This is a genomic window from Cupriavidus sp. C2SS-8b (assembly GCF_057073745.1).
The window spans coordinates 1720698-1738061 of record NZ_CP172717.1 but is presented as its reverse complement, the minus strand read 5'-3'; the positions used below and the strand labels follow the sequence as shown (position 1 = coordinate 1738061).

14 protein-coding genes are annotated in these 17364 nt (G+C 66.9%); 6 read left to right on the top strand and 8 right to left on the bottom strand.

Annotated features, from left to right (window positions below):
* Positions 1 to 19 precede the first annotated feature (19 nt).
* Genes ACIGJB_RS24855 through ACIGJB_RS24845 form a run of 3 tightly spaced genes read right to left on the bottom strand, consistent with a single transcriptional unit; the run spans position 20 to position 4252 of the window.
* Positions 20 to 1279: an arsenic transporter gene (locus tag ACIGJB_RS24855; protein WP_483732645.1), complete on the bottom strand. Its 1260-nt coding sequence runs from the start codon at positions 1277 to 1279 to the stop codon at positions 20 to 22.
* Between the two features lie 39 nt (positions 1280 to 1318).
* Positions 1319 to 3352: a penicillin-binding protein 1A gene (locus ACIGJB_RS24850; protein WP_483732644.1), complete on the bottom strand. Its 2034-nt coding sequence runs from the start codon at positions 3350 to 3352 to the stop codon at positions 1319 to 1321.
* Positions 3353 to 3361: 9 nt separating this feature from the next.
* Positions 3362 to 4252 carry an alpha/beta hydrolase gene (locus ACIGJB_RS24845; RefSeq protein ID WP_483732643.1) on the bottom strand — a complete coding sequence of 297 codons (891 nt, stop codon included), beginning with the start codon at positions 4250 to 4252 and terminating at the stop codon, positions 3362 to 3364.
* Between the two features lie 159 nt (positions 4253 to 4411).
* On the opposite strand from ACIGJB_RS24845, the gene ACIGJB_RS24840 reads away from it, so the two are divergent.
* Both ACIGJB_RS24840 and ACIGJB_RS24835 read left to right on the top strand, forming a co-directional pair.
* Positions 4412 to 4654, top strand: a complete 243-nt coding sequence (locus ACIGJB_RS24840; protein WP_483732642.1) for a hypothetical protein — start codon at positions 4412 to 4414, stop codon at positions 4652 to 4654.
* Positions 4655 to 4810: 156 nt separating this feature from the next.
* Positions 4811 to 6781, top strand: a complete 1971-nt coding sequence (locus ACIGJB_RS24835; RefSeq protein ID WP_483732641.1) for a sigma-54-dependent Fis family transcriptional regulator — start codon at positions 4811 to 4813, stop codon at positions 6779 to 6781.
* Between the two features lie 7 nt (positions 6782 to 6788).
* On the opposite strand, the gene ACIGJB_RS24830 is transcribed toward ACIGJB_RS24835, so the two are convergent.
* From ACIGJB_RS24830 to kdgD, 5 genes are all read right to left on the bottom strand, one after another.
* Positions 6789 to 7187, bottom strand: a complete 399-nt coding sequence (locus tag ACIGJB_RS24830) for a DUF779 domain-containing protein (RefSeq protein WP_483732640.1) — start codon at positions 7185 to 7187, stop codon at positions 6789 to 6791.
* Positions 7188 to 7197: 10 nt separating this feature from the next.
* A complete protein-coding gene (adhP, locus tag ACIGJB_RS24825; protein WP_483732639.1) occupies positions 7198 to 8226 on the bottom strand; it encodes an alcohol dehydrogenase AdhP in 1029 nt (342 codons plus the stop codon).
* Between the two features lie 115 nt (positions 8227 to 8341).
* Positions 8342 to 9862: an aldehyde dehydrogenase gene (adh, locus tag ACIGJB_RS24820; protein WP_483732638.1), complete on the bottom strand. Its 1521-nt coding sequence runs from the start codon at positions 9860 to 9862 to the stop codon at positions 8342 to 8344.
* Between the two features lie 309 nt (positions 9863 to 10171).
* Positions 10172 to 10681: a hypothetical protein gene (locus ACIGJB_RS24815; protein WP_483732637.1), complete on the bottom strand. Its 510-nt coding sequence runs from the start codon at positions 10679 to 10681 to the stop codon at positions 10172 to 10174.
* Positions 10682 to 10848: 167 nt separating this feature from the next.
* A complete protein-coding gene (gene kdgD, locus ACIGJB_RS24810; RefSeq protein WP_483732636.1) occupies positions 10849 to 11763 on the bottom strand; it encodes a 5-dehydro-4-deoxyglucarate dehydratase in 915 nt (304 codons plus the stop codon).
* A 366-nt stretch (positions 11764 to 12129) separates the two neighbouring features.
* Between kdgD and ACIGJB_RS24805 the strand changes: the two genes are divergently transcribed.
* The 4 genes from ACIGJB_RS24805 to ACIGJB_RS24790 all read left to right on the top strand — a co-directional run bounded on the left by ACIGJB_RS24805 (position 12130) and on the right by ACIGJB_RS24790 (position 17346).
* Positions 12130 to 13509, top strand: coding sequence for an MFS transporter (locus ACIGJB_RS24805; protein ID WP_483732635.1), 1380 nt, complete (start codon positions 12130 to 12132; stop codon positions 13507 to 13509).
* 16 nt (positions 13510 to 13525) lie between these two features.
* On the top strand, positions 13526 to 15115 hold the full coding sequence (gene garD / locus ACIGJB_RS24800) for a galactarate dehydratase (RefSeq protein WP_483732634.1): 1590 nt from the start codon (positions 13526 to 13528) through the stop codon (positions 15113 to 15115).
* Positions 15116 to 15244: 129 nt separating this feature from the next.
* On the top strand, positions 15245 to 16390 hold the full coding sequence (locus tag ACIGJB_RS24795) for a sensor domain-containing diguanylate cyclase (RefSeq protein ID WP_483732633.1): 1146 nt from the start codon (positions 15245 to 15247) through the stop codon (positions 16388 to 16390).
* 149 nt (positions 16391 to 16539) lie between these two features.
* The gene (locus tag ACIGJB_RS24790) at positions 16540 to 17346 is read left to right on the top strand and encodes an IclR family transcriptional regulator (protein ID WP_483732632.1); all 807 of its coding nucleotides are present in this window, start codon (positions 16540 to 16542) and stop codon (positions 17344 to 17346) included.
* The last annotated feature ends 18 nt before the right edge of the window (positions 17347 to 17364 follow it).

Below are 17364 nucleotides of genomic sequence, written 5' to 3'. Positions count from 1 at the left end.
GCCCGGCAGCAGGCGGCGCTCAGCGCGCCAGCGTGAGTACCGCAAGCGTCGGCAGCATGGCTGCCGGCATGACAATGGCGCCGAGCCGCAGGAACTGGCCGGCACTGACCATATGGCCGTCGCGGCGCAGGGCGGTCAGCCAGAGCAGCGTGGCCAGCGAGCCGGTCGCCGACAGGTTCGGTCCGAGATCGATGCCCACCAGCACCGCGCCGGTCACGGCATCGGACGCATGGCCGGCCGCCAGGGCCGATGACGCGATCAGCCCGGCCGGGAGGTTGTTGGCGACGTTGCCCACCAGCGCCACGGCACCGCCGATCCCCAGCAGTCCGCCGAGGCTGTCGCGTTGCGACGCCGCCTGGATGACCCCGGCGAGCCAGTGGATGACGCCGGTATGCTCCAGCGCCGCCACCATCACGAACAGGCCCGCCACCATCGGCAGCACACCCCACGAGATTTCGCGCAAGGCCGGCATCAGAAGGTCGCGCCGCGTCGCGCACACCATCAGCAGCGTGGCCACGCCGGCCGCGCACGTGGGCCAGCCCAGGTCGCTGCCGCGCAGCGAGGCCACCAGCAGCGCCAGACCGGTCAGCACGATGCCAAGCGCGGTCAGCCATGCCTGCAGGCTCAGCGGCGGCACCGGCACGTCGGCGTCGATCCGTTCGGCCAGCGCCGTGCGCTGCGTCCAGTACAGCGCCGCCAGCGTGGCCACCACGGCCACCAGCGATGGCAGGGCAAAGTGGGCCAGCCAGCCGGCCAGCGGCGGCATGCGAGTGCCGAAGATCACGAGGTTGGCCGGATTGGAGATCGGCAGCACGAAGCTGGCCGCGTTGGCGATAAAGGCGCACGCGAACAGGTGCGGCAGCGGGTTCCTGACCCTGGCCGCGCGCGTGGCGGCCAGCACCGCCGGTGTCAGCACCACGGCGGTGGCATCATTGGACATGAACGCGGTGACCAGCGTGCCGAAGCCGTAGACCAGCAGGAACAGCCTGCGCGACGAGCCGCGTGCGCGCCGCACGGCCAGTGCGGCCACGTGGTCGAACAGTCCGGTTTTGCGCGCCAGTTCGGAGATCACCATCATGCCGGCCAGGAACAGGTAGACATCCAGGCCGCGCGCGACGGCGGCCCATGCGTCGGGCACGGCGAGCAAGCCGCTCAGGCAGAGGATTACGGCACCTGCAACGGCCCAGAAGGCCTCGGGCAGGCGCAGCGGGCGCATCAGCACGCCCGCCGTGGTGAAGGCGGCGATCGACCAGATCCATACCGCGCTGACGCTCGACATTGTGGTTCTTGTTGTGGGAGGGTTGGGAAGGGGCGGGGACTAAAGGCTGGTCCGGTCGTCGCCGCGCGGGGCGGGCTGTCCGGGCAGGCCCACGGCTTCGCTGTTCACCGGGGCGGCGGAGGCATCCTGTGCCGAATCGGAAGCGAGTGGCGGCGCGGGGAAGCCGAGCGAGGCGATCCCCTTGCCTTCGGCATATTCGGCGTACATCCAGTCGCCCGTGCTGCGCACCACTCCGGACGGGGGCGCGGCGCCGGCCGTCGGGACGCCTGCGAGCCGGCCTTCCATATACGACGCCCACATCGGCAACGCGGTGGTGGCACCGAATTCGTGGGCGCCCAGGCTATGGTTGTCGTCAAAGCCCATCCATGCCACCGTGACCACATTGCCGGCGTAGCCCGCGAACCAGCCGTCGGCGGCATCGTTGGTCGTGCCGGTCTTGCCCGCGATGTCCTCGCGGTGCAGGTAGCGGCGCACGCCGGCGCCGGTGCCGTCGTCCACCACGCTGCGCAGCAGGCTGTCCATCACGAAGGCATTGCGCTCGCTGATGACGCGCGGCGGCTGCGCTTCGGCATCCGCGGCGAACAGCACCGTGCCGTCACTGTCGGTAATGCGCGAGATCAGGTACGGCTCGACCCGGTGGCCGTGGTTGGCGAATACCGAATAGGCGGCCGCGAGCCGCAGCGGCGATGTCGAGCCGGCGCCCAGCGCAAGCGGCAGGAAGCGTGGCAGCCGCCTGGGCGAAAAGCCGAAGCGGCTGGCGAACTCCACCGCGTACGGAATGCCGATGGCCTGCAGCGTGCGGATGGCCGGCAGGTTGCGCGATTCCGCCAGCGCCTGGCGCACAGTGACCGCGCCCAGGAAGCGGCCGTCGTCATTGGACGGCTGCCAGCGCGAGCCGTTGTCCAGCGGCGCGTCATTGATCAGCGTGCCCGGCGACATGCCGCGCTCCAGCGCGGCCGCATAGATGAACGGCTTGAAGGTCGAACCCGGCTGGCGCAGCGCCTGTGTGGCATGGTTGAAGCGGCTGGTGCTGAAGTCGGCGCCGCCGACCAGGGCCTCGATGGCCCCCGTGTCGCCGTCCAGCGAAACCAGCGCTGCCTGCGGACCGCCGTCGGGACCCGCGATGCGATGGCGCCGCCCATAGCCGTCCAGCCCGCGCCGCACGGCGTCGTAGGCCATGGTCTGCCGCACCGACGATACCGTGGTGTAGACATTGAGGCCGCGCGTGTATGCTTCATCGCCGAAGCGGTCGCGTGCAAGCTGGCGCGCGAGTTCGGCGACATATTCGGCGTGTCCGGCGAACTGGCCGGCACTGTCGGGGGCAATCTCCAGTCGGGCGGAGCGCGCTTCGCGATACTGGTCCTGGCTGATCATGCCCAGCGCCAGCATCCGTCCGAGCACGTATTCCTGCCGGCGCTTGGCGCGCGTGAAGTTCGCCACCGGGTTCATGGTGGATGGCGCCTTGGGCAGCCCCGCCAGCATGGCGGTCTCGGCCAGCGAAAGCGCGTCCAGCGGCTTGCCGAAATACGCGTGGGCCGCGCTGCCGAAGCCGTAGGCATGCTCGCCCAGGTAGACCTGGTTCATGTACACCTCCAGGATGCGGTCCTTGGAGAGCGTATGGTCGATCTTCCAGGCGAGCAGGATCTCATACCACTTGCGCGAGAGCGTCTTCTCGCGCGACAGGTAGAAATTGCGCGCCACCTGCATGGTGATGGTGGAGGCGCCCTGCGCATAGCCGCGTCCCAGGTTGGCCAGCGCCGCGCGGAAGATGCCCGGGATATCGATGCCGTCGTGCTCGTAGAACTGGTCGTCCTCGGCGGCCAGCAGCGCCTGCGTCATCTGGCGCGGCATCTTTTCGAACGGGATGAATTCGCGGTGCTCGCTGCCGAATTCGCCGATCTGCACGTTGTCGCTGGTGAAGATCCGCAGCGGCACGTCCGGGCGGTACTCGCGCAGGGCATCGACGGGAGGGAGTTGCCGCAGGCTGACCACCGCGGCGAAACCGGCGAGCAGCACGCCGGCGGCAGCCAGCGCCAACGCGGCGCCACCTGCCTTGACTGCAAATTTTTTCATGCGCGCATTCTAGCGGAACCGGGCGAGCGGAAGCGGCACACCGGTCTCGTCATGATCCGGCGGCGGCGCAGGCGGGGTATCCGGGAGCGGGGCATGCTGCACCTGGCGCGCAAACTCGCAAAGTGTCAGCCAGGTTTCCTGACGCTCGACGATGCTGAAGTGATCCGTGCCCTGCATGGTCTGCAGCGTCACCGGTCCCGGCCATGCGGCCACCAGGCGTTCGGAACACGCATGCGGCACCACGTCATCGGCTTCAGCCAGCAGCACCTTGGTGCTCTGCACCACTTTCTTGCAATGTGAAATGGAATCGAAGTGGTGGCGCATCAACTGCCGCAGGGGCACGAACGGAAAGCGCTGGCGCACCAGTTCCAGCATCGAGTCATAGGGTGTGATCAGCTGCAGGCTTTCGAAGTCCTGCAGGTCGGCGAGCTGGATGGCCACGCCAGTGCCCAGGCTGCGGCCCACCACGTGCGCCCGCGTGCCAGGAAAGACGCGGCGCAGGTGCAGCAGGAACTGGCTGGCGTCCGCGACGGCAGCGGCTTCGGAGGGCTGGCCGTCGGAATGCCCGAGCCCGCGGTAATCGAACGTGGCGAAGCCCATGCCTCGCGGGATCCAGCGCGCGAATTGCAGGGTGTCGAGCACATCCTCGCCGCGGCCCGGCAGGTAGAACAGGAGGTCACGCACGGTGTCGCCCGGTGCATGGTAGATGTAGCCGCGCAGTACGCCGCCCGGCACCAGGTGCGAATAGCCGACGATGCCGTCGGGCAAGTCGCGCGGCGGACGGCGGCGCGCGTCGAACAGCAGGCGCGCCTGGTTGACCGTGAGGTAGGTCCAGTAGCAGGCAAAACCGCCCGCGGTCACCAGGGTGGCGGCCAGCGCGCGGCGCATGAGGGATGACATGTCTGGGTCCGGAATCCGTGGCGCACGAGGGCGCCCCCAGGTGGAGCCTAACCGATTTTTGCGCAAGTCGCGGCGCGTTCCCCTGTCAGCCCGTTCAGTTCTTGTACGATACGGCTCATAACGCCGCGCCACCACAGAGCGCCGGCAGGAGCCCAAGGCATGAGTGAACAGAAGCACGAACAATTGCGCGCCGAGGAGGCGCAGGCCATGCAGCGAGTGGTCGATGCGACCCGTCAGGTGCAGGTCGCCTTTGCCGCCCTGCAGTCCCAGTATCCCCCGGAAGGCAGCGGCAAGCCGTCCAAGATGGCGTTGCAGACGTTCGACGCTGCGCTGCAGGCGCTGGAAGACGCCCAGGCGACCTTCGATGAAATCCTGAACGACCTGCTTGACGAGGAGCGGTAGGCGCGCGCCGCGAAGGCGCAATCCCCGTGCAGCGTGTGATATGGTTGCCGGAGAACGCCGCCGCGGCCGCCGCCGGTTCTTCCGGCAACGCGCGCGCCCCGAGACAGCATGGCCCCGGCCGCACGGCACGGGCGCTGCTACCGGAGACCCGTTGCCATGCATCGTGCCGACAGCCAGGGCGCTGCCCGTTTTGTCCTTTCCCATGCTTCGCTGGCCGACTCCGGCGCAGGGGACACCGACCGCACTGGGCTGATTGCCCGCGCCCATGCGCGCTCGGCGGAGTTCGGCCTGGATGAACGCCTGCTGCCCGAATACCAGCCACTGGGCGCGCGTGCGCTGCACGCGCTGGTCGACGGCAATCGCGCCCTGTACCGCCACGCTTTGCCTGTCATGGAGACGCTGCACGCGCAGATCGCGAATACCGACAGCATGGTGCTGCTGACGGACCGCGCGGGCGTGATCCTGCATAGCCTTGGCGACAGCGAGTTCGCAGCCCAGGCGCGTCGCGTGGCGCTGGCGCCGGGCGAATCCTGGTCGGAACTGAGCAAGGGCACCAATGCCATTGGCACGGCGCTGGCCGAGGCGCGGCCGACGGTGATCCACGCCGGCGAGCATTTCCTGCGCGCCAACCACCAGCTCACCTGTTCCTGCGCGCCGATCATTGGGCCCGGCGGGGACACCGTAGGCGCGCTCGACGTGAGCGGCGACCAGCGCGGCTTCCACAAGCACACCCTGGCGCTCGTGCGCATGTCCGCGCAGATGATCGAGAACCACCTGTTCGCCCACCACTACACCGATGCCGTGCTGGTGCGCTTCCATGCGCGTCCGGAATTCGTCGGCACGCTGTTCGAGGGGATGGCTGCGTTCGCGCCCGATGGCAGCTTCCTTGGCGCCAACCGCAGTGCGCTGTTCCAGTTCGGCCTGCCACCCGACCAGTTGATGGCCGGAGGCTTTGGCGGGCTGTTCGGCCAGCCGGTGGCGCGTGCCATGCAGGCGCGCGGGCTGGCTGCCGGGCACCTGCAGATGCTGGCGCTGCCCAGCCGCGTGCAAGTGTTTGCGCGCATCGAGTACCTGGCATCGACGGCGCCCGCGCCGTCTGCCGCGGGATCGCGGACTCCGGCAATCTTGCCGCCCGCGCTGGCCAGGCTCGACACCGGCGATGCGCGCGTGGCCGCCGTCCTGCGCCGCGTGCACAAGGTCAGCGGGCGCGATATCCCGATCCTCGTGCATGGCCGTACCGGGACTGGCAAGGAGTGGCTGGCGCGGGCCATCCATGCGGCGTCGCCGCGCAGCGCAGGGCCGTTCGTGGCGGTGAACTGCGCGGCCATCCCGGAATCATTGATCGAGGCCGAGCTGTTCGGCTACGAAGACGGCGCCTTTACCGGCGCACGCCGGCAGGGCAGCACGGGCAAGGTGATGCAGGCCGATGGCGGCACGCTGTTCCTAGATGAAATCGGCGACATGCCGCTGGCCCAGCAGGTGCGCCTGATGCGGGTGCTGCAGGAGCGCGCGGTCACGCGGCTTGGCGGCTCGCGTGCGGTGGCGGTGGATGTCCGCATCGTCTGTGCCACGCACCGCGACCTGCGCGTGATGATCGATGCTGGCACCTTTCGCGAAGACCTCTATTACCGCATCAACGCGCTCACGGTCACGCTGCCGGCGCTGAGCGAGCGCAGCGACCTGCCGGTGCTGGTGGAACGCATCCTGTCGATGCAGCAGGCCGAGGCCGGGCCGCTGTGCCCGCAGCGGGTATCCGACGAAGTCATGGCCCGCCTGCGCGCGCATGCGTGGCCGGGCAACCTGCGCCAGATGGCCAACGTGCTGCGCACGGCGGCGATCATGGCCGAAGGCGAGGCGGAAATCCGCTGCGAGCATCTGCCCGAGGAGTTCACCGAAATGGTGGCCGAAGAGGTGGCCGAAGAGGTGGCGGCAGAGGTAGCGATACCCATGCAGATCGCGGACGCGGCGCCATTGCCAGAGGCTCCCGTGCAAGGACGCATGCGCGACTGGGAGGCCGGCCTGATCCGTCAGGCGCTGGAGCGCCATGGCGGCAACGTCAGCCTGGTGGCGCGCGAACTGGGCGTGTCGCGCAACACCATCTACCGGCGCCTGCGCGGCGCGCAGTAGCAGGGCCCTACAGCACAGGCTGCAAGGCCAGCAGCGCGGCCTCTTCGTCGCTGAACAGTTCCGAGCGCGTCAGGAAACGTTGGCCGCTCCCGCTCTCCAGCGAAAACATGCCGCCCGCACCGGCCACGACATCGATCACCAGCCGCGTATGCTGCCAGTATTCGAACTGCGCGCGCGTCATGTAGAACGGCGCGCCGCCGATCTCGCCGAGGCGGACGTCGGCATCGCCGACGATCAGGTCGCCGGCGGCGAAACACATCGGCGCACTGCCGTCACAGCAGCCGCCGGACTGGTGGAACATCAGCGGACCATGCCGTGCGCGCAGCGCGCCGATCAGCGCCAGCGCAGCCGGCGTGGCGACGACGCGTGGCACGGGACTGCCGGTATCAGCGTGGGCGTGCGGCATGGTCGCTCCCTCAGCGCGAGAAATCGAGCACCACGCGGCCCTCGACCTTGCCGTCACGCAGGCGGCCGAGCACATCATTGACGTCTTCCAGCTTTGCGGTCGACACCGTGGCCTTCACGTCGCCGTGCGCGGCGAAGTCGAGCGATTCCTGCAGGTCGCTGCGCGTGCCGACGATCGAACCGCGGATGGTGATGCCCTTGAGCACGACGTCAAAGATCGGCGTGCCGAAATCTCCGGGCGGCAGCCCGTTGAGCGCGATGGTGCCGCCGCGCCGCACCATGCCGATCGCTTGCGAAAACGCCTTGGGCGAGACCGCTGTGACCAGCACGCCATGCGCGCCGCCGATTTCCTTCTGCAGCCATGCGGCCGGGTCCGTGTCGCGCGCATTGACCGCCACCTCGGCGCCGAGCCGCCGCGCCAGGTCGAGCTTGGCGTCGTCGATGTCGACCGCGGCCACGCGCAGGCCCATGGCCCTTGCATACTGCACGGCCACGTGCCCCAGCCCGCCGATGCCCGAGATCACCACCCACTGGCCCGGACGCGTGTCGGTGACCTTCAGGCCCTTGTACACGGTGACGCCGGCGCACAGGATCGGCGCGATCTCGACGAAGCCGACCTTGTCGGGCAGCAGGCCTACGTAGTTGGGATCGGCCACCACATACTCGCCATAGCCGCCGTTGACGGAGTAGCCGGTGTTCTGCTGCTTCTCGCACAAGGTTTCCCAACCCTGCAGGCAGTGTTCACAATAGCCGCAGGCGCTGTACAGCCACGGAATGCCGACGCGGTCGCCTTCCTTCACGCGGCTGACGCCGCTGCCCACGGCGGACACGTAGCCCACGCCTTCATGGCCGGGGATAAAGGGCAGGGTGGGTTTGACCGGCCAGTCGCCATCGGCGGCGTGCAGGTCGGTATGGCAGACACCGGAGGCCTCGATCTTTACCTGGACCTGACCGGGGCCGGGTTGCGGCACGGGCACTTCATCGATCGTGAGCGGGGCGCCGAAGGCGCGCACCACCGCAGCTTTCATCATCGCTGGCATATCGACTCCTGGTTGGATGCGGTGCCCGCAGAGGCGGGCACCGAAGCGATCATGGCACGCGTCTGGCGGACGGGGCATTCAATTTTTCCGCCAAAACGCGATGCCTTGCCCATCGTCAGAAAAAGCCGAGGGCGTTCGGGCTGTAGCTGACCAGCAGGTTCTTGGTCTGCTGGTAATGGTCGAGCATCATGCGGTGGTTCTCGCGACCAATGCCGGACTGCTTGTATCCCCCGAATGCGGCATGCGCGGGATAGGCGTGGTAGCAGTTGGTCCACACCCGGCCGGCCTGGATGCCGCGGCCCATGCGGAACGCGCGCGCGCCATCGCGCGTCCAGACGCCCGCGCCCAGGCCATACAGCGTGTCGTTGGCAATGGCCAGCGCTTCCTCTTCGTCCTTGAAGGTGGTGACCGACACCACCGGCCCGAAGATTTCCTCCTGGAAGATGCGCATCTTGTTGTGGCCCCTGAACACGGTCGGCTTCACGTAGTAGCCGCCCGCCAGGTCGCCATCAAGCACGTTGCGTTCGCCGCCCGCCAGGCATTGCGCGCCTTCCTTGCGGCCCAGGTCGATGTAGGACAGGATCTTCTCGAGCTGTTCGGCCGACGCCTGCGCGCCGATCATGGTGCCCTTGTCGAGCGGATGCCCCTGGCGGATCGCCGCCACGCGCTTGAGCGCGCGTTCCATGAAGCGGTCGTAGATTGATTCCTGGATCAGCGCACGCGACGGGCACGTGCACACCTCGCCTTGGTTCAGCGCGAACATGGCAAAGCCTTCGAGCGCCTTGTCGAAGTAGGCGTCGTCGGCGGCCAGCACATCCTCGAAGAAGATGTTGGGCGATTTGCCGCCCAGCTCCAGCGTGACCGGGATCAGGTTCTGCGATGCGTATTGCATGATCAGCCGGCCCGTGGTGGTCTCGCCCGTGAATGCGACCTTGCTGATGCGCGGGCTTGAGGCCAGCGGCTTGCCCGCTTCCAGGCCAAAGCCGTTGATGACGTTGAGTACGCCCGGGGGCAGCAGGTCGCCGATCACCTCCATCAGCACGAGGATGGACGCAGGCGTCTGTTCGGCGGGCTTGAGCACCACGCAGTTGCCTGCGGCCAGTGCCGGCGCGAGCTTCCACGTGGCCATCAGCAACGGGAAGTTCCACGGAATGATCTGGCCGACCACGCCCAGCGGCTCATGGAAGTGGTACGCGATGGTCTCGGCATCGATCTCCGAGATGCCGCCTTCCTGCGCGCGGATGCATCCGGCGAAGTAGCGGAAGTGGTCGACGGCCAGCGGCAGGTCCGCCGCGGTGGTCTCGCGCACGGGCTTGCCGTTGTCGATGGTTTCGGCCACGGCCAGCAGCGTCAGGTTGGCCTCGATGCGGTCGGCGATGCGGTTCAGGATATTGGCGCGTTCCGTGGTCGAGGTGCGGCCCCAGGCTGCCTTGGCGGCGTGCGCGGCGTCGAGCGCGGCATCGACGTCTTCCTGCTTCGAGCGCGGCACGCGCGTGAACGGCTTGCCGGTGATCGGCGTGATGGCCTCGAAGTATTCGCCGCCTGCCGGCGGCACCCAGGCGCCGCCGATATAGTTCTCGTACTGCTGCTTGTAGGGGTTGCTGACGCCCAGCTGGGCGATCTCGGCCATGTTCATGTCTCGCTCCGTCTTGTGAAGTCGTTGGTCGGCACGGCGATGCGCCGCGCGCGAGGCAGATATCGCAAGAGGTGTGCCGGAGCCGGGACCGGCGGCGAAACTGGCGTGGATGCGAGGGTTTGGAGGTGTCAGGCGCCGGCGCTGTGGCGTCAGCTGTGCCAGTGTGGCGGGACTGCTGTGCCACGCTGGCGCAGCTGTTCCAAAACGGAACAGTGGTCTCGCGGCTGCCTCAGCGCGGCTGGAACACGATGATGGCCATCCCGACGAAGGCGAGCTCCAGGCGGTGGAACCCGGTACAAACCGAACGCATCACCTGCGCCGCCGGTCGCCCCCATACGTATCCACGATGATCATCGTGCGGTCCAGCACCCCCTGGTCGTCGAAGTAGACACTGAAGTGCGCAGGCTGGTATCCGCTTGCATAGAGCCTGTAGGACCATGCCTCTCGCTTCATCAGCGGGTAGTACTGGACCGGCTCGCGCGGCATGCCGAAGCGTTCGGCGATGTCGCGCTTGGTCCATACGCCGGGCCTGGCTTCGTAGATTTCTTTCTCGGTCAGCATCTGGCGGAAGTTGACGAGCCTGCCGTTGCCATCGAAATCGGCGGCGTAGACCTCGAACCCGAGCGGCTGGTGCGAATAGATCCAGCGCACGGTGCCGTCGGCAAGCTTGTAGACCTCCGTCGGTTCGCCAAAGGTCGCGAGCACGGAGCTTTCCGGGCTACCGACCATTTTCTGCGCGGTCTGGACCGGTTGCAGGGACGCACAGGCGGACAGTGCGAGCGCGGTGCATGCCACCCAACTGGCTACGCGATAGGCCATGGCCATTCTCCATTGCCGAATGGTGGTGTTTTTCGGCGGATACCCGATTCAAGCATAGTCGCCAACATTCCGGAATCCGCCCCTGCCGTCATTGCGTTCCATAAACAAAATACCCCGCGCATGGCGGGGTATCCGTTCGTGACCCAGTTTCCCGGGGAGGGGCAGGCTTACTGCGGGCCGAGCTTGCGGATCAGCGCGTCGAGCTGCGCCATTTCCTCTTCGTTCAGGTCCGTCAGCGGCGCGCGCACCGGGCCTGCGTCGTGGCCAACCAGGCGGGCGCCGGCCTTGACGATGCTCACCGCATAGCCCTGGCGGCGGTTGCGGATGTCCAGGTAGGGCAGGAAGAAGTCGTCGATCAGGCGTCCGATGGTGGCATGGTCATCGGCTGCAACAGCACGGTAGAAATCCATCGCGGTGCGCGGGATGAAGTTGAACACGGCCGACGAGTACACCGGCACGCCCAGCGCCTTGTAGGCCGCGGCATACACTTCCGCGGTCGGCAGGCCACCCAGGTAAGCCAGGCGGTCGCCCAGCTTCCGGCGTACGCGCACCATGGCTTCGATCTCGCCGACGCCGTCCTTGAAGCCGATCAGGTTGGGGCAGCGGTCCACCACGCGCTCCAGCAGGTCGGCGCCGATGCGCGAGTTGGCGCGGTTGTAGACGATCACGCCGATGTTGATGGCCTTGCAGACTTCTTCGATGTGGTTGGCAATGCCTTCCTCGCTCGCTTCGGTCAGGTAGTGCGGCATCAGCAGCACACCCTTGGCGCCCAGGCGCTGCGCTTCCTGTGCATAGGCGATGGCCATGCGGGTCGGGCCGCCAGCGCCGGCCAGGATGGGTACCTTGCCCTGGCAGGTTTCCACCGCGGTCCGGATCACGTTGGAGTAGTCATCCGGCGTCAGCGAAAAGAACTCGCCCGTGCCGCCCGCGGCGAACAGTGCCGATGCACCGTAGGGCGCCAGCCATTCCAGACGCTTGACGTAGGTCTCGGGGCGGAAGTTGCCCTGCGCGTCGAAGTCGGTGACTGGGAAGGACAGCAGGCCTTCGGAAATGATCTGCTTCAGTTCTTGCGGTGTCGTCATGTCTCTCATCCTGGGCCGGGACCGGCAATTGAGTGATGGATCGGGCAGGGCGGTGTTCCGCAGTCCTGCAGGGTGTTATCAATGTACGTCATCGTACAACTAGGAATCGAAGAAGACAAGTGCAAATGTAGCGATGTCCGGGAAAACCCCGGGCGGGGCAGCGGGCGGGCGCACTGCCTTGGCTTGAGAATTCCCGGGATTCTCATACGCTGTAAGGAAGGCGAAAGGCGATCACCAAAAGAATCGGCCAATTTAAGGGTAAACGCGCACTACGGCGGACGGATCGTGTCCATATAATTTCAGTCATACGACGACATATCTCAGTTCCCCTTGAGGCGGTCGCTGAATTTGGTCACAGGAGACCCGATGAACGCAAGCCATACCCCCGCTGCCACGACGGCCGCTACCGGCAGTGCAGCCGCCGCGCGCCGCACCAATGTCCGCTACTGGATCCTGGCGATGATCTTCATCGTCACCACGGTCAACTATGCCGACCGTGCCACGCTGTCGATCACCGGGCCCGCCATGCGCGAGGCCTTTGGCTTCAGCGCCGTGCAGATGGGCTATATCTTTTCGGCTTTCAGCTGGGCCTATGTCATGGCGCAGATCCCCGGCGGCTGGCTGCTTGACCGCTTTGGCGCGCGCCGCATCTATGCGGTCAGCATCTGCCTGTGGTCGATATTCACGCTGCTGCAGGCCTGGGTGGGCGTGTTCGCGTCGATGGGCGCAGTCATGGTGGCGCTGTTCATGCTGCGCTTTGCCGTGGGCCTGGCCGAATCGCCGGCCTTTCCCGCCAATGCCAAGGTCGTGGCAAGCTGGTTCCCCACGGCCGAGCGCGGCACGGCGTCCGCCATCTTCAACGCCGCCCAGTACTTCGCGGCGGTGGTGTTCACGCCGCTGATGGCGTGGGTGACGCACAGCTGGGGCTGGCACCACGTCTATATGTGGATGGGCGTGTTCGGCATGGCGCTGGCCGTGCTGTGGCTCAAGGTCATGCGCAGCCCGGCCGATCATCCGGCGGTCAATCGCGCGGAACTCGAGCATATCGAGCAGGGCGGCGGCCTGATCCACATGAATGAAGGGGCAGGGCGCGCCACCGGCAAGGCGGCAGCGCCGGCGGGCTGGTTCTATGCGCGCCAGCTGCTGAGCAACCGCATGCTGGCTGGCGTGTACCTGGGCCAGTACTGCATCAACGTGCTCACGTACTTCTTCCTGACCTGGTTCCCGGTGTACCTGGTGCAGGCGCGCGGCATGTCCATCCTCAAGGCAGGGTTCGTGGCGTCGCTGCCGGCGATCTGCGGTTTCCTCGGCGGCGTGCTGGGCGGCATGATCTCGGACGCGCTGCTGCGCCGTGGCCACTCGCTGACCATCGCCCGCAAGGTGCCCATCGTGGCCGGCATGCTGCTCTCGGTCAGCATGATTGCCTGCAACTATGTCGATGCCGAGTGGCTGGTGGTCGGCTTCATGGCACTGGCCTTCTTCGGCAAGGGCATCGGCGCGCTGGGCTGGGCCGTGGTGGCGGATACCGCGCCCAAGGAAGTCATCGGCCTGGCGGGCAGCATCTTCAATACGTTCGGCAATATCGCCGGCATCGTCACGCCGATCGCGATCGGCTATATCCTGAGCGTCACCGGCTCGTTCAACGGCGCGCTGGTGTTCGTCGGGGTCCACGCACTGGTCACGGTGCTGAGCTACCTGGTGATCGTCAAGGACATTCGCCGCGTGGAACTCAGGCACCCGCAATAACCGCAGGAAACACAGCATGTCCGAACATGATTCGCGCGGCCCGGCCGCCAAGCCGGTCCAGGCGCCGCTCTATATCCGCATCCATCCGGCCGACAACGTGGCCATCGTCGCCAACGACGGTGGCCTGCCGGCCGGCACCGTGTTCCCGTGCGGGCTCGTCTTGCAAGAGGCCGTGCCCCAGGGACACAAAGTCGCGCTGTCGGACCTGAAGCAGGGCGATGCGGTGATGCGCTACAACGTGGTGATCGGCTACGCGCTGAAGGACCTGCCGCGCGGCAGCTGGGTCAACGAGCGCGTCATCGAAATGCCGGTGGCGCCGGGCCTCACCGACCTGCCGATCGGCACGCGCCTGCCGGCACCGCTGCCGCCGCTGGAAGGCTATACCTTCGAGGGCTTCCGCAACCCCGATGGTTCAGTCGGCACGCGCAATATCCTGGCCATCACCACGACCGTGCAGTGCGTGTCGGGCGTGGTCGAGCACGCCGTGCGGCGTATCCGCGATGAGCTGCTGCCGCGCTATCCCAATGTCGATGACGTGGTCGGGCTGGAGCACACCTACGGCTGCGGCGTGGCCATCGACGCGCCCGATGCCGTCATCCCGATCCGCACGCTGCGCAATATCGCGCTCAATCCGAATTTCGGCGGCACCGCGATGATGGTCAGCCTCGGCTGCGAGAAGCTGCAGCCGGACCGCCTGATGCCGGCGGGCACCATCCCGATCCAGACCGGCGCGGGCGAAGTGCAGGTCGGCGTGGTGTGCCTGCAGGATGAGCAGCACGTCGGCTTTGCCTCGATGATCGCGTCGATCATGACGATGGCCGAGGCGCATCTGCAGCGCCTGAATGCGCGCCGGCGCGAAACGTGCCCGGTGTCGGAACTGGTGGTCGGCGTGCAGTGCGGCGGCAGCGATGCGTTCTCCGGCGTCACGGCCAATCCGGCGGTGGGGTTTGCCACGGACCTGCTGGTGCGCGCCGGCGCCAGCGTCATGTTCTCCGAGGTGACCGAAGTGCGCGACGGCATCGATCAGCTCACCGCACGCGCCGCCACGCCGGAAGTCGCCGAAGGGATGATCCGCGAGATGGCCTGGTACGACCGCTACCTCGAACGCGGTCGCGTGGACCGCAGCGCCAACACCACGCCGGGCAACAAGAAGGGCGGCCTGTCGAACATCGTGGAAAAGGCGATGGGCTCGATCATCAAATCGGGCAGCGCGCCGATCACCGGTGTGCTGTCGCCGGGCGAGAAGCTGAAGCAGAAGGGGCTGATCTACGCAGCCACGCCCGCGAGCGATTTCATCTGCGGCACACTGCAGCTGGCCGCCGGCATGAACCTGCACGTGTTCACGACCGGCCGCGGCACGCCTTACGGACTGGCTGAAGTGCCTGTCATCAAGGTCGCCACGCGCAGCGACCTGGCGCGGCGCTGGCATGACCTGATGGACGTGAACGCGGGCCGCATCGCCACCGGCGAAGCCACCATCGAGGATGTGGGCTGGGAACTGTTCCACCTGATGATCGACGTGGCCAGCGGCCGCAAGAAGACGTGGGCGGAGCACCACAAGTTGTATAACTCGCTGGCGTTGTTTAATCCGGCACCGGTGACTTGAGTCGGAGAACTGCTGCGGGCTGCCGGCTGCTGCAGGCGACCCACTCCCTTGATATCCTCGCGGTACGACTTTCCAGGCGCGACGCCACGAACGCTCGCGTACCTGGAGGGGGACAGGGGGGAAGGGGACTTGCAGACCGTCGACAACACGAACCAGAGCCGGCCCGGCGCAGTGCATTGGGTGGTGAAGATGAACCACCGCAATCGCACCGCGTCGTGGTGGATCGTCTTCCTGATCTTTGCCGTGCATTTCCATGCCACGGGACAGGGCGCGGTGGCGTGGGTGCTGATGGCGCTCCAGTTCCTGGTCTATCCGCACGTGGTTTACCTGGTCGCCAGGTATGCGCGCGATCCCCTGGAAGCCGAGCTCAACAACCTGCGCCTGGATGACTTTTGCTTCGGCCTCTGGACCGCATGGCAGGGCTTTCCGCTATGGATTACCTTCCTGCTGGTCATCCGCGGGTGCATCAACCTGGCGGCGTTCCGCGGGTTTCGCGGGGCGCTGCAGGCGGCGGCCTTGTCGGCTGCGGGGGCGGTCGTATCGGTGGCCGCGTTTGGCCTGAAGTTCGAGCCCGACACGACGATGCCGGTCACGGCCCTGAGCATGGCTTGCCTGACGGTCTATCTGCTGCTGTTTGCCCGCGGTGCCTATTTCAGGGCGCTGAGCCTGAGCGAAACGCGCCACAAGCTGCGGCTCAGCGAACAGGCGCTGCAGGGCCAGCTGGAGGCAGTGCAGGCGTTGCAGGCGCAGCTTACCGAGCAGGCCAACCGCGACCCGCTCACCGGCCTGTACAACCGGCGCTATCTCAACGATTCGCTCAGGCGTGAGTTTGGCGCGGGCGCCGGCCAGTCCGCGGCGGTGCTGCTGGTCGATATCGACCATTTCAAGCAGATCAACGACCGCTTTGGCCACTCGGCCGGGGACCAGGTGATCCGGCACGTGGCCATGCTGCTGCAACAGCAGGCGCGCGCCAACGATGTCGTGTGCCGCTACGGTGGCGAGGAATTCCTGGTGCTGCTACCCGGCATGGATGCCGGGGCTGCCATGGGCCCGGCCGAGTGGTACCGCCAGACGGTTTGCGTGCCGGGAACGATCATCGACACGGATGGCGTGGTCGTGACGCTGTCGATCGGCGTGGCAGCTACCACGGACAAGGCGATGAGCCCGGAGCTTCTGATCGACCAGGCGGACCAGGCCTTGTACCTGGCGAAATCGGGCGGCCGCAATCGGTCCGTCCTGTTTCCCCATGCCCAAGCCGGCGCGCATATGTCGTAAGCGGGTCGCCGGCGCGCCCCCGTCAGCCGGCCCTGTGAGACACCCATGACACGGGCAAGGCCGTTTCCTATATTTCCAATATGTGGAAATTGATTCCACTTTTTGACACTGCGCCGCGCGCTGTCCAGACTGGATGAAGAGGAAACGCCATGAACCTGCCCGTCGAACAATTCATTGCCGAGCGCCGCCGCGAGGATCCGTCCTTCGGGGGCCTGCTGGCCAAGGGTTTCGCCTTGCTGCGCTGCTTCATCGACGAGCCGCGCCCGCTCGGCAACGGCGAACTCGCGCAGCGGTTGCAGCTGCCGCGCGCCACGGTGTCGCGCATCTGCCGCACGCTGTTCGAGCTTGGCTACCTCGACTGGGATCCCAAGCTCGACAAGTACTTCGTCAGTGCCCAGGTGCTGGCGCTCGGTTACCCCTACCTGACCGGATTGCAGGTGCGCCATATCGCTCGTCCGCTGATGCAGGAACTGGCCGACCGCATCGAGGGCGCCGTGTCGATGGGCGTCGCGCACCGGCTCGACGTGACTTACCTGCAGTCGTGCACCCACAACGAAGGCACGCCGGCGCGCCCCGGCACCGGCGCCGTGCGCTCGGTGCTCAGTACGGCAATGGGCCGTGCCTACCTGTGCACCTTGTCGAAAGGCGAATTCGAAAGCCTGATGACGGCCGCGAGCGAGGAGCGGCCCGACGAATACGCGGCCTTCTACGACACGCTGTGCCACAACGTCGCCCACTACCCGAAGCGCGGTTTCGCGATCAATGAAGGGGATGCGGGCGTCGGCGTGCACGGCGTGGGCGTCTACTCGCGCATCCGCTACCTGAACCGTCCGCTGCTGTTCAACTGTGCCGTTCCCGGCTCGCAGGTAAAGCGCGGCATGATGGAAAAGAAAGTGGCGCCACTGCTAAGGGAGATGGTCCGATCCATCGAGGCCGCCAGCGGCCTGCACCCATAGCAGCCGCCCCCTGACCAC

Excerpts from the sequence above, each read along its gene's own strand:
- ACIGJB_RS24855 (WP_483732645.1), bottom strand. The coding sequence starts at position 1,279 with ATGTCGAGCGTCAGCGCGGTATGGATCTGGTCGATCGCCGCCTTCACC.
- ACIGJB_RS24850 (WP_483732644.1), bottom strand. The coding sequence starts at position 3,352 with ATGAAAAAATTTGCAGTCAAGGCAGGTGGCGCCGCGTTGGCGCTGGCT.
- ACIGJB_RS24845 (WP_483732643.1), bottom strand. The coding sequence starts at position 4,252 with ATGTCATCCCTCATGCGCCGCGCGCTGGCCGCCACCCTGGTGACCGCG.
- ACIGJB_RS24840 (WP_483732642.1), top strand. The coding sequence starts at position 4,412 with ATGAGTGAACAGAAGCACGAACAATTGCGCGCCGAGGAGGCGCAGGCC.
- ACIGJB_RS24835 (WP_483732641.1), top strand. The coding sequence starts at position 4,811 with ATGCATCGTGCCGACAGCCAGGGCGCTGCCCGTTTTGTCCTTTCCCAT.
- ACIGJB_RS24830 (WP_483732640.1), bottom strand. The coding sequence starts at position 7,187 with ATGCCGCACGCCCACGCTGATACCGGCAGTCCCGTGCCACGCGTCGTC.
- adhP (WP_483732639.1), bottom strand. The coding sequence starts at position 8,226 with ATGCCAGCGATGATGAAAGCTGCGGTGGTGCGCGCCTTCGGCGCCCCG.
- adh (WP_483732638.1), bottom strand. The coding sequence starts at position 9,862 with ATGAACATGGCCGAGATCGCCCAGCTGGGCGTCAGCAACCCCTACAAG.
- ACIGJB_RS24815 (WP_483732637.1), bottom strand. The coding sequence starts at position 10,681 with ATGGCCTATCGCGTAGCCAGTTGGGTGGCATGCACCGCGCTCGCACTG.
- kdgD (WP_483732636.1), bottom strand. The coding sequence starts at position 11,763 with ATGACGACACCGCAAGAACTGAAGCAGATCATTTCCGAAGGCCTGCTG.
- ACIGJB_RS24805 (WP_483732635.1), top strand. The coding sequence starts at position 12,130 with ATGAACGCAAGCCATACCCCCGCTGCCACGACGGCCGCTACCGGCAGT.
- garD (WP_483732634.1), top strand. The coding sequence starts at position 13,526 with ATGTCCGAACATGATTCGCGCGGCCCGGCCGCCAAGCCGGTCCAGGCG.
- ACIGJB_RS24790 (WP_483732632.1), top strand. The coding sequence starts at position 16,540 with ATGAACCTGCCCGTCGAACAATTCATTGCCGAGCGCCGCCGCGAGGAT.